10 protein-coding genes, 1 pseudogene and 1 riboswitch are annotated in these 10,448 nt (G+C 71.4%); of the genes and pseudogenes, 6 read left to right on the forward strand and 5 right to left on the reverse strand.

Translation table 11 applies throughout. The features are described 5' to 3' along the window. Window positions 1-48: 48 nt before the first annotated feature. The 5 genes from N790_RS02045 to N790_RS02065 form a co-directional block, all read right to left on the reverse strand. Complete coding sequence (locus N790_RS02045) at window positions 49-432, reverse strand: RidA family protein (RefSeq protein ID WP_043800137.1); 384 nt, start codon at window positions 430-432, stop codon at window positions 49-51. Between the two features lie 67 nt (window positions 433-499). Continuing rightward, window positions 500-2,674, reverse strand: a complete 2,175-nt coding sequence (locus tag N790_RS02050; protein ID WP_043800139.1) for a RelA/SpoT family protein — start codon at window positions 2,672-2,674, stop codon at window positions 500-502. 46 nt (window positions 2,675-2,720) lie between these two features. Then, window positions 2,721-3,023, reverse strand: coding sequence for a DNA-directed RNA polymerase subunit omega (gene rpoZ / locus N790_RS02055; RefSeq protein WP_043800140.1), 303 nt, complete (start codon window positions 3,021-3,023; stop codon window positions 2,721-2,723). 110 nt (window positions 3,024-3,133) lie between these two features. After that, a complete protein-coding gene (gene gmk / locus N790_RS02060; RefSeq protein WP_043800142.1) occupies window positions 3,134-3,754 on the reverse strand; it encodes a guanylate kinase in 621 nt (206 codons plus the stop codon). Continuing rightward, on the reverse strand, window positions 3,751-4,614 hold the full coding sequence (locus tag N790_RS02065) for a YicC/YloC family endoribonuclease (RefSeq protein ID WP_043800144.1): 864 nt from the start codon (window positions 4,612-4,614) through the stop codon (window positions 3,751-3,753). The genes gmk and N790_RS02065 overlap by 4 nt, the downstream gene beginning before the upstream one ends. A gap of 66 nt (window positions 4,615-4,680) precedes the next feature. Between N790_RS02065 and rph the strand changes: the two genes are divergently transcribed. From rph to N790_RS02095, 6 genes and pseudogenes are all read left to right on the forward strand, one after another. Beyond that, on the forward strand, window positions 4,681-5,409 hold the full coding sequence (gene rph / locus N790_RS02070; protein ID WP_043800145.1) for a ribonuclease PH: 729 nt from the start codon (window positions 4,681-4,683) through the stop codon (window positions 5,407-5,409). Between the two features lie 3 nt (window positions 5,410-5,412). Beyond that, a complete protein-coding gene (gene rdgB / locus N790_RS16635) occupies window positions 5,413-6,006 on the forward strand; it encodes an RdgB/HAM1 family non-canonical purine NTP pyrophosphatase (RefSeq protein ID WP_043800147.1) in 594 nt (197 codons plus the stop codon). Between the two features lie 4 nt (window positions 6,007-6,010). Beyond that, window positions 6,011-7,165, forward strand: a complete 1,155-nt coding sequence (gene hemW, locus N790_RS02080) for a radical SAM family heme chaperone HemW (protein ID WP_043800149.1) — start codon at window positions 6,011-6,013, stop codon at window positions 7,163-7,165. 46 nt (window positions 7,166-7,211) lie between these two features. After that, window positions 7,212-7,397 (forward strand): annotated as a pseudogene (locus N790_RS16550) (CPXCG motif-containing cysteine-rich protein). 27 nt (window positions 7,398-7,424) lie between these two features. Continuing rightward, a riboswitch (cobalamin riboswitch) is annotated at window positions 7,425-7,608 on the forward strand. A gap of 135 nt (window positions 7,609-7,743) precedes the next feature. Further along, a complete protein-coding gene (locus N790_RS02090; protein WP_043800150.1) occupies window positions 7,744-9,561 on the forward strand; it encodes a TonB-dependent receptor domain-containing protein in 1,818 nt (605 codons plus the stop codon). A 103-nt stretch (window positions 9,562-9,664) separates the two neighbouring features. Beyond that, on the forward strand, window positions 9,665-10,448 hold a 784-nt coding region (locus tag N790_RS02095; protein ID WP_043800152.1), incomplete at its 3' end, for a DUF1631 family protein.

Here is a 10,448-nt window from a genome sequence, read left to right on the forward strand (position 1 = left end):
CGAGGGCGCGGCGGCGGCGCCGCGGCGGCGCGGCGGCGCGGCCATGATTCAGCCGGTGACCAGCACGGCGTCGACCTCGACGCGCGCGCCGCGCGGCAGGCCCGAAACCTGGATCGTGGAACGCGCCGGGTACGGCGCCTGGAAATAGTCCGCCATGACGGCGTTGACCTGGGCGAAGTCGGACAGGTCGGTGAGGTAGATGCCGACGCGCGCGACGTCGTCCATCGAGCCACCCGCGGCTTCGCACACGGCCTTGAGGTTGTCGAACACGCGCCGCGCCTCGGTGGCGATGTCGGCCTGCACCAGTTCGCCGGTGGCCGGGTCGAGCGGGATCTGGCCCGAAAGGTAAACCGTGCCGCCGGCGCGCACGGCCTGCGAATACGGGCCGATGGCGGCGGGGGCGTTCGGGGTGCTGATGGCGTGGCGGGGCATGGCGGACCTCGGCGTTCGGCGTGGACGGCCATTGTAGGAGCGGCGCGCGACCGCCCGCCAGCCGCGCTCAGACGCGCTGCACCCCGTGCACCACGCCCAGGCGGCGGATGCGCCGGATGACGTCGGCCAGGTGCTTGCGGTGGCGGACTTCGATCGAGAACTCCATCACCGACACCGTCAGGTCGCGCTCGCGGTATTCGACCGCGTCGATGTTGGAATTGCTCTCGGCCACCGCCGCCGCCACCTGGGCCAGCACGCCGGGCTTGTTCTCGACCTCGATGCGCAGCATGACGCGGTAGTCGCCCTCGACGTTGCGGTCCCAGGCCATGGGCACGCAGCGCTCCGGGAACTTGCGGTATTCGGCCACGTTCGGGCAGTCGGCGCGGTGCACCACCACGCCCTTGCCGGCGCTGAGGTAACCCATGATCTCGTCGCCGGGGATCGGGTGGCAGCAGGCGGCGAAGCTGAGCACGCCGCGCTCGCTGCCGCTGATCATGATGCGTTCGGTGGGCACCGGCGGCAGCGGCGCCGACGGCAACGGCAGTTCGTCTTGGCCGTGCACCATGATGCGCGCCACCTGCGCCGGCATGCGGTTGCCCAGCGCGATGTCGGCCAGCAGCTCTTCGAGGCGGCGGTAGCGCAGGTCGCCCAGCAACTGCTCGATGCGCCCGGCCGGGATGCGGTCGAGCGAACTTTCCATGGCCTCGAGCGCGCGGTCGAGCATGCGGTGGCCGAGGTCGACGGCGTCCTCGTGCTCGAGGCGCTTGAGGAAGTGGCGGATGGCGGTGCGCGCCTTGCTCGACACCACGTATTCCAGCCACTGCGGGCCCGGCGAGGCCGAGGGCGCGGTGATGATCTCGACGCTCTGGCCGCTGGCCAGCTTGGTGCGCAGCGGCACCAGCTTCTTGTCCACGCGTGCCGCGACGGCGTGGTTGCCCACGTCGGTGTGCACGGCGTAGGCGAAGTCCAGGGTGGTGGCGTTGCGCGGCAGCGCCATGATGTCGCCCTTGGGCGTGAACAGGTAGACCTCGTCCGGGAACAGGTCGACCTTCACGTTTTCGAGGAATTCGAGCGACGAGCCCGCGGCCTGCTGGGTGTCCATCAGGTTGCGGATCCAGTCCTGGGCGCGCGCCTGCGCGGCGCTGCTGCCGGTGCCGGCGTTCTTGTACAGCCAGTGCGCGGCCACGCCGCGTTCGGCCACCAGGTCCATTTCCTCGGTGCGGATCTGCACCTCCACCGGCGCGCCGTAGGGGCCGAACAGCACCGTGTGCAGGCTCTGGTAGCCGTTGGCCTTGGGGATGGCGATGAAGTCGCGGAAGCGGGCGTCGAGCGGCTTGTACACCGAATGCACCGCGCCCAGCGCGTGGTAGCACTGCATCACGCCGGGCACCACGATGCGGAAGCCGAACACGTCCAGCACCTGGTCGAGGCTTTTGTTCTCCTGGCGCATCTTGGTGTAGATGCTCCAGGGCGACTTCACGCGGCTCACCAGGGTATGCGGCAGGGCTTCCTGGGCCAGGCGCTGGGCCAGCTGCGCCTCGACCGTGGCCAGGGCCTCGCGCCGCATCACCGGCTGCGAGGCGATGCGCCGCGAGATCACCGCATGGCGCTTCGGGTAGAGGGCGCGGAAGCCCAGGTCCTGCAGCTCCGCCTTGATCTTGTTCATGCCCAGGCGCTGGGCGATGGGCGCGTAGATCTCCAGCGTCTCGCGGGCGATGCGGCGGCGCGATTCCGCGGCCATCGAATCGAGCGTGCGCATGTTGTGCAGGCGGTCGGCCAGCTTGATCAGGATGACGCGCAGGTCGCGCGCCATCGCCAGCATCATCTTGCGGAAGCTTTCGGCGGCGGCTTCCTGGCGGTCGCGGAAGTGCAGCTTGTCGAGCTTGGTGACGCCGTCGACCAGCTCGGCCACGGCCGGGCTGAACTCGCGCTCGATCTCGCTGCGCGGCAGCGGCGTGTCCTCGAGCGCGTCGTGCAGGATGGCGGCGCAGAGCGTTTCCGCGTCCAGGCGCAGTTCGGCCAGGATGCCGGCGACGGCGATCGGGTGGGTGATGTAGGGCTCGCCGCTCTTGCGCAGCTGGCCCTCGTGGGCGCGGGCGCCGACTTCATAGGCGCGCCGGACCCGCTGGACCTGGTCGGCCGGCAGGTATTCCCCGAGCTTGCGTTCAAGCACGGCCACGGCGTCCGGACAGGGGTCCGGGCAGGGCGATTCCGCCAGTCGTGGCTTGGAGAAGGAGGACATGCCCGCAGCCTACGCGGCCGCGGGAAACGCATCAATGCCGGGGGCGTTACAGGTCGTCGCCGCCCTTGGAAAGGTCGTCGTCCACGACCTCGGCCGCAGCCCACTCCAGGGCCTCGCGCTCGGCGCGCTCGCGCTCGAGCTTCTCGACTTCCTCGATCATGGCCGAGTCGACCTTGCGGGCGGCGATTTCACGCAGGGCCAGCACGGTGGGCTTGTCCTGGTTCTCGCTGTTGTCCAGCGCCGGGTCCACGCCCTTGGCCAGCTGGCGGGCGCGCTTGGACGCCATCAGGACCAGCTCGAAGCGGTTGTCCACGACGGACAGGCAGTCTTCCACGGTGATGCGGGCCATGGGATCTCCTCGACCGCGGCTGCCCGGCCAGGGCATCCACGGAAAATCAATGGGTTACGCGAACCGCGTATTGTACGCCCGGGCCCGGGCCCGCGCAAATCCGGGCCGGTTCAGGCCAGCAGGTCGCGGATCAGGCCGGCGTGGCGCTCGGCCTGGGCCGCCCGGCGCAGCCGGTGGGCCACGAAAATGGCCCGCAGCTCGGCCGCGGCGGCGTCGAAATGCTCGTTGACGATGACGTAGTCGAATTCGTCGTAGTGCGACATCTCCTCCCGCGCCGCCGCCAGCCGCCGGGCGATGGTTTCCTCGCTGTCCTGGCCGCGGTTGCGCATGCGGGTCTCGAGCGCGTCCTTGGACGGCGGCAGGATGAACACGCTGACGGCGTCCGGCATCTTCTCGCGCACTTGGCGGGCGCCCTGCCAGTCGATCTCCAGCAGCACGTCCTTGCCGGCCGCCAGCTGCGGCTCCACCGACTGCCGGGCCGTGCCCTTGTAGTCGCCGTGCACCAGCGCGTGCTCGAAGAAATCGCCCGCCGCCACCATGCGCTCGAATTCCTCGCGGGAAACGAAGTGGTAGTGCTGGGCATGGCGTTCGCCCGGCCGCGGGCCGCGCGAGGTAAAGGAAATGGACAGGGCGATGCCCGGCTCGCGCGCCAGCACGGCGTTGACCAGGCTCGACTTGCCGGCCCCCGAGGGCGCGGCGACGATGAAGAGGGTGCCGCGGGTGGCGTTCATTCGAGGTTCTGGACCTGTTCGCGCAGCTGTTCGATCAGCACCTTGAGCTCGACCGCGGCCTGGGTGGTGCGGCTGTCCACGGATTTCGAGCCCAGGGTGTTGGCCTCGCGGTTGAACTCCTGCATCAGGAAGTCGAGCCGGCGGCCCACGGCCTCGGGCAGGTCCAGCACGCGGCGGGCTTCGGCCACGTGGCTGGCGAGCCGGTCGAGCTCCTCGTCCACGTCGATCTTCTGCAGGTTCAGCACCACTTCCTGCTCCAGCCGGCCCGGGTCGAGCGGCAGCTTCAGGTCCGCCAGCTTGGCGTCGAGCTTGGCGCGCAGGGCGGCGCGGATCTCGGGCAGCCATTCGCGCACCTGCCCGGTGATGCGCTCGATGCCGTCGATGCGCTCGCGCATCACCGCGGCCAACTTGGCGCCCTCGCGCTCGCGCGCGGCGACGAATTCGGCCAGGGTGGCGTCGAGCAGGGCCAGGGCTTCGGCCTGCAGGCCGGCCTGGTCCAGCGCCTCTTCCTCGACCACGCCGGGGTAACGCAGGAGCTCGGTGAAGTCGGTGCGCAGGCCCGGGAAGCGCATGTCGGCGGCCTGGGCGGCCTCGGCCAGCTGGTCGAGCAGCGGCTGGTTCAGGCGCAGCTCGGCGCGCGCGCCGGCGGCCGGGCGGAAGCGCAGCACCAGGTCCACCTTGCCGCGCGACACCTTCTGCGCCACGCGTTCGCGCAGCGCGGGTTCGATCGCCCGCAGCTCCTCGGGGGCGCGGATGCCGAGCTCGTGGAAGCGGTGGTTCACGGCGCGCAGCTCGCAGGCCAGCTGGCCGCCGGTGGCGGCGCGCTCGCAGGCGGCGAAGGCGGTCATGCTGCGGATCATGGGCGGGCCCGGTGGCTGGGAGCCCGAATGGTAATCTAGCCGGCCAAAGATTGCCGGACCCACCCGATGACCAGTTCCAACCGCCCCAGCGGCCGCGCCCACGACGAACTGCGCGACGTCCGCATCGAGCGCCGCTACACCAAGCACGCCGAAGGCTCGGTGCTGGTCAGCTTCGGCGACACCCGCGTGCTGTGCACCGCCAGCGTCGACAACAAGGCGCCGGGTTTCCTGCGCGGCAAGGGCGAAGGCTGGGTGACCGCGGAATACGGCATGCTCCCGCGCGCCACCAACACCCGCAACGACCGCGAGGCCTCGCGCGGCAAGCAGGGCGGCCGCACGCTGGAAATCCAGCGCCTGGTGGGCCGTTCGCTGCGCGCCTGCGTGGACCGCAAGGCCCTGGGCGAGCGCACGATCACGCTCGACTGCGACGTGCTGCAGGCCGACGGCGGCACCCGCTGCGCGGCCATCACCGGCGCCTACGTGGCGCTGTGCGACGCGGTGGCCTGGCTCAAGTCCCGCGGCGAAATCACCCGCGACCCCATCCTCGGCGCCGTCGCCGCGGTGTCGGTGGGCATCTGGCAGGGCACGCCCGTGCTCGACCTGGACTACCGCGAGGACAGCGGCTGCGACACCGACATGAACGTGGTGATGAACGACGGCGGCGGCTTCATCGAGCTCCAGGGCACCGCCGAAGGCCACGCCTTCCGCCGCGAGGAGCTCGACGCCCTGCTCGAACTCGCCGGCAAGGGCGTCAACGAACTCATCGCCCTCCAGCGCGCCGCGCTGGCCGCCTGATCCATGCGCAGGCTCGTGCTGGCCACCTCGAACCAGGGAAAGCTGGCGGAGCTGCAGCCGCTGCTGGCCGATGCCGGCTATGCGCTGGTGACGCAGGGCGAGCTGGGCGTGGCCGATGCCGTGGAGGACGGCCTCACCTTCGTCGAGAACGCCATCCTCAAGGCCCGCCACGCCAGCGCCGCCACCGGCCTGCCGGCGCTGGCCGACGATTCGGGCCTGGTGGTCGATGCGCTCGGCGGCGCGCCCGGCCTGCTCAGCGCGCGCTATGCCGGCGTGCACGGCGATTCGGCCGCCAACATCGCCAAGTTGCTCAAGGCCCTGCACGACGTGCCGGGCGAAGCGCGCAGCGCGCACTTCTACTGCGTGCTGGTGCTGCTGCGCCACGCCGACGACCCGCAGCCGATCATCGCCGAGGGCAGCTGGCACGGCCGCATCCTGGGCGCCCCGCGAGGCGCCGGCGGCTTCGGCTACGACCCGGTGTTCCTCGACACCGTGCTGGGCGTGTCGGCCGCCGAACTCGACGCCGCCACCAAGAACCGCATCAGCCACCGCGGCCAGGCGCTGGAGCGCCTGCGCGAGCGCCTGGCCGGTCGCTGAGGCCATGCTGATCCCGCCGCCGCTCTCGCTCTACATCCACATCCCGTGGTGCGTGAAGAAGTGCCCGTACTGCGATTTCAACTCACACGGGCAAAGCGGCGAGCTGCCGGTGCGCGAGTACATCGCCGCGCTCGAGCGCGACCTGGAACAGGACCTGCCGCTGGCCTGGGGCCGCACCGTGCACAGCGTGTTCTTCGGCGGCGGCACGCCCAGCCTGTTCCCGCCGGAGGCCATCGGCGACATCCTGGCCGCCTGCAGCGCCCGCCTGCGCTTCGCCCCGGGCGCCGAGATCACGATGGAGTGCAACCCAGGCACCGCCGAATTCGGCCGCTTCGAGGGCTACCGCGCCGCCGGCGTGAACCGCGTCAGCTTCGGCATCCAGAGCTTCGACGACGGCTGCCTGGCGCGCCTGGGCCGCATCCACGACAGCGCCGAAGCCGAGCGCGCGGTGAAGCTGGCGCAGGACGCCGGCCTGGACAACCTCAACCTCGACCTGATGTACGCCCTGCCCGGCCAGGACCTGGCCATGGCCCTGCATGACGTCGAGCGCGCCATCGCGCTGCAACCGGCGCACCTGTCGCACTACCAGCTGACCCTGGAACCCAACACCGCCTTCGCCGCGCGCCCGCCCGAGGGCCTTCCCGACGAAGACACCGCCTGGGACATCCAGGAGCGCTGCATCGAGGCCATGGCCGCCGCCGGCTATGCCCAGTACGAAGTCAGTGCCTACGCCCGGCCGGGCCGGCAGTGCGCGCACAACCTCAACTACTGGCGCTTCGGCGACTACCTCGGCATCGGCGCCGGCGCCCACGGCAAGCTGAGCCTCGGCGCCACCGGCGAAGTGCGCCGCCGCTGGAAGGTGAAGAACCCGCGCGACTACCTGGCCCATGCCGGCACCCCGCGCGGCATCGGCGGCGACGACGCGATCGCGCCGGAAAACCTGCCCTTCGACTACATGCTCAACGCCCTGCGCCTGGTCGAGGGCTTCGACCTGGCCGACTTCGAATCGCGAACGGGCCTGTCGCGCGAGGCCATCGCCGGCGAACTGGCCACGGCGCGCGAGCGCGGCTGGCTGGAGGCGGACGGCAGCCGCTGGCGCCCCACCGAACTCGGCCGCCGCTTCACCAACGACGTGATCGGCCTGTTCCTGCGCGACTGAGCCCGCGCTCACGCCGCCCTGAGCGCGGTTGCGGCACGATGGCGCCATGCTCGACACCGTCCTCGTCACCTGCCCGCACTGCGGCGAACGCTTCGAAACCACCGTCGACCCCTCGGCCGGCGACGCCTAGTACATCGAGGATTGCCAGGTGTGCTGCCGGCCCATCACGCTGCGCCTGCACGTCGGCCACGACGGCGGCCTGGCCGACTGGGAAGCCGGTCGCGACGACTGAGCACTCGCGGCCGCGACGACCTTCATCTAGACTTCACCCGCCCCTGGTGCTCGGGAAGCCGGTCTGAATCCGGCGCTGCCCCCGCAACGGTAGGCCAGCAAAACCTTCCAGTTCAGCCACTGTGCCCCCGGGCATGGGAAGGCGGAAGGCCGGCACGACGCCCGTCATGCCACTGGCAAGCCCGGAGACCGGCCGGGGGCTGGCCGCCCGGCTTCGCGCCGGCCGCCATCACGGCACGTCGCGGAGGGCGGCGGGGCAGCGCCATGGCCCCGTTCCGCCAGGCGTCGTCCCCTGTTCCCCGCGTCGGGCCAAACGACCCGCGGGTGAGCGCTCCAGGAGACAAGCCATGAACCCCATCCTTCGCACCACTGCGCTTTGCGCAGCGATCCACCTTTCCCTGTCCACGGCCGCCCTGGCCCAGGACGCCGCCACCCTGGACACGCTCCAGGTCACCGCCAGCCGCGTCGAAAAGCCGGTAGCCGAGGCGCTCGCCTCGATCACCGTGCTCACGCGCGCCGACATCGAAGCCAGCCAGGCCCCGGACCTGATCGACCTGCTGGGGCGCCAGGCCGGCATCGACATCGCCCGCACCGGCGGCCCGGGCGGCGCCAGCACCGTGTTCCTGCGTGGTGGCAACGCCAACCACGCGCTGGTGCTGGTGGACGGCATCCGCGTCGGCTCCACCGGCCAGGGCGTGTTCGACTTCGCGCACCTGCCGCTCGAACAGATCGAACGCATCGAAATCGTGCGCGGCCCGCGCGCGGCGCTCTGGGGTTCGGACGCCATCGCCGGCGTCATCCACGTCTTCACCCGCGACCCGGCGGCGCCCTCGGCGCGCCTGCACGCGGGCAGCTACGGCCGCGTCGGCGCCAGCGCCGGCACCGGCCTGGGCGACGCCGACCGGGGCTTCGGCGTGACCGCGGGCTACCAGCGCCTGCGTGGCTTCTCGGCCACCAACCCGCTCTCCACCTTCTCCTACGACCCCGACGACGACGGCTACCGCAACCGCAACCTGGGCCTGCGCGGCCGCACCACGCTGGGCGGCCAGCGCCTGGCCTTCAGCGCCGTCGCCACCGACGCCGACGTCGAGTTCGACCGCGGCACCACCCGGGCCCGCAACAGCTCGGCCGGCGCCACGCTGGGCGGCGCGCTGGGCGAACGCTGGACCCACCAGCTCACGCTCGGCCACGCCCGCGAGGACCTCGACACCACCAGCAGCTACAGCAACGCCTTCCGCAGCCGCCGCACCAGCCTGGACTGGGTGAACAGCCTGCGCGTCGGCGCCGGCGGCACGCTCAACCTGGGCGTGAACTGGCAGGAAGAAGAGGGCATCTCGTCCAACGTCTTCGATGGCCAGACCTTCGACCGCACCCGGCGCAGCCACGCCGCCTTCGCCGGCTACGGCCTGCGCCGCGGCGCGCACCTGTTCGACCTCTCGCTGCGCCACGACGACAGCAACCAGTTCGGCGCCGCCCGCACCGCCGGGGCGGCCTGGGGTTGGGATGCCACCGAACGCACCCGGCTGCGCCTGTCCTGGGGCGAGGGCTTCCGCGCGCCCAACTTCAACGAGCTTTATTACCCCGACACCGGCTACGGCTACGCCGGCAACCCCGACCTGAAGCCGGAACGCTCGGAGACCTGGGAAGCCGGGCTCGAGTTCACCCCGGCCGACGGCCACCGCCTGGGCCTGTCGGCCTTCCGTTCGCGGGTACAGGACCTGGTGGCGTTCGCCGCGCCGGGCACCAACAACGCCATCAACATCAACCGCGCGCGGCTCGAGGGCGTCGAGCTCGAATACCGCTACCACGGCAGCGCCTGGACCTTCGGGGGCAACGTGGCCTGGCTCGACACCGAGGACGCGGCCACCGGCCTGCCGCTGCTGCGCCGGGCCCGGGACAAGGCCCACGCCGACGTCGGCTACCGCTTCGCCAACGGCCTGGAACTGGGGCTGGACGGCGATTACGCCTCGGCGCGGCGCGATTTCGGCGGCAACCCGGGCGCCTATGCCATCGCCCACCTGCGGCTGGCCTGGCCGTTGTCGCCGTCCTGGCGGCTCGAGGCGCGGGTGGAAAACCTGGGCGACCGCGACTACGCGCTGGTGCAGGGTTTCAACACGCCGGGGCGCAGCGGCGTCGTGAGCGTGGTCTGGAACGGCAAACACTGAACCTCCCGGCCACCCGCCCCGCCAGCGCGGGCGGGTGGCCGGCCCTAGGCGCGGCGGCCCCGCTGTGCCTAGAATCCGGTTGGGGAATCACACGGAGAGCCGGATGTCCGCATCCGCCACACCTCCGCACTCGCCGGCGCCCACGCTGGCGTCGCGGCCGCTGCCCGAAAGGGTGCGGACCTTGCTGGGCGGCATCCTGGAGTACGCGTCCGACGAGATCGAGCGCACGCTCGTGGGCATGCTCAATGAATTCGAGCAGCAGCTCTTCAAGTACGCCGAGCAGGCCCGCAGCAACATCGTGCAGACGCGCTGGCTCGAGGCGCAGCGCGTGGTCAAGCGCACCCGACCCGACCTGGTGCCGCGTTTCCTGATCGGCCTCGAGGCCGAGCTGGCCTGCATCAAGGACCCGCCGGGCGCGAAATCGCTGATCGGCGGCTTCCGCCTCAACCGCGACGAACTCACCCTGGTCGACAACCTCGACCTCGACGAAACCACGGTGCTCACCGAGGTCGCCGGCCGCATCGAAGTGCGCAACAGCCTGCCGCTTTACCTGCTGGGCCAGCGCTTCGGCGTGCTCGCCGGCAAGCCGGCCTTCGACGCCGAGAACCTGCCGGTCGGCCCGCACGCGCTGTGCCGCATGCTCCGCGCGGCCGCCGAATGCCTGGAGCTGAGCGGCGAACACCGCGCCCTGCTCTACCGCACCTTCGAACGCCATGTCTCGCCGCTGTACGGCAGCTTCATCGAATCGATCAACACCTACCTGTCGCGCAACGGCGTGCTGCCCAACCTGCACTACGTGCCGGTGCGGGCGCGTCCGGCCGCCACCGTGGCGCCGGCGCCCAAGCCGCGCACCGGCGGCGCGGCGGATGGCGCGGAGGGCGGCAGCG

It is taken from the genome of Arenimonas malthae CC-JY-1, assembly GCF_000747075.1.
GTDB lineage: Bacteria > Pseudomonadota > Gammaproteobacteria > Xanthomonadales > Xanthomonadaceae > Arenimonas > Arenimonas malthae.

Excerpts from the sequence above, each read along its gene's own strand:
- N790_RS02045 (WP_043800137.1), bottom strand. The coding sequence starts at position 432 with ATGCCCCGCCACGCCATCAGCACCCCGAACGCCCCCGCCGCCATCGGC.
- N790_RS02065 (WP_043800144.1), bottom strand. The coding sequence starts at position 4,614 with ATGATCCGCAGCATGACCGCCTTCGCCGCCTGCGAGCGCGCCGCCACC.
- rph (WP_043800145.1), top strand. The coding sequence starts at position 4,681 with ATGACCAGTTCCAACCGCCCCAGCGGCCGCGCCCACGACGAACTGCGC.
- N790_RS02050 (WP_043800139.1), bottom strand. The coding sequence starts at position 2,674 with ATGTCCTCCTTCTCCAAGCCACGACTGGCGGAATCGCCCTGCCCGGAC.
- rdgB (WP_043800147.1), top strand. The coding sequence starts at position 5,413 with ATGCGCAGGCTCGTGCTGGCCACCTCGAACCAGGGAAAGCTGGCGGAG.
- gmk (WP_043800142.1), bottom strand. The coding sequence starts at position 3,754 with ATGAACGCCACCCGCGGCACCCTCTTCATCGTCGCCGCGCCCTCGGGG.
- rpoZ (WP_043800140.1), bottom strand. The coding sequence starts at position 3,023 with ATGGCCCGCATCACCGTGGAAGACTGCCTGTCCGTCGTGGACAACCGC.
- hemW (WP_043800149.1), top strand. The coding sequence starts at position 6,011 with ATGCTGATCCCGCCGCCGCTCTCGCTCTACATCCACATCCCGTGGTGC.
- N790_RS02090 (WP_043800150.1), top strand. The coding sequence starts at position 7,744 with ATGAACCCCATCCTTCGCACCACTGCGCTTTGCGCAGCGATCCACCTT.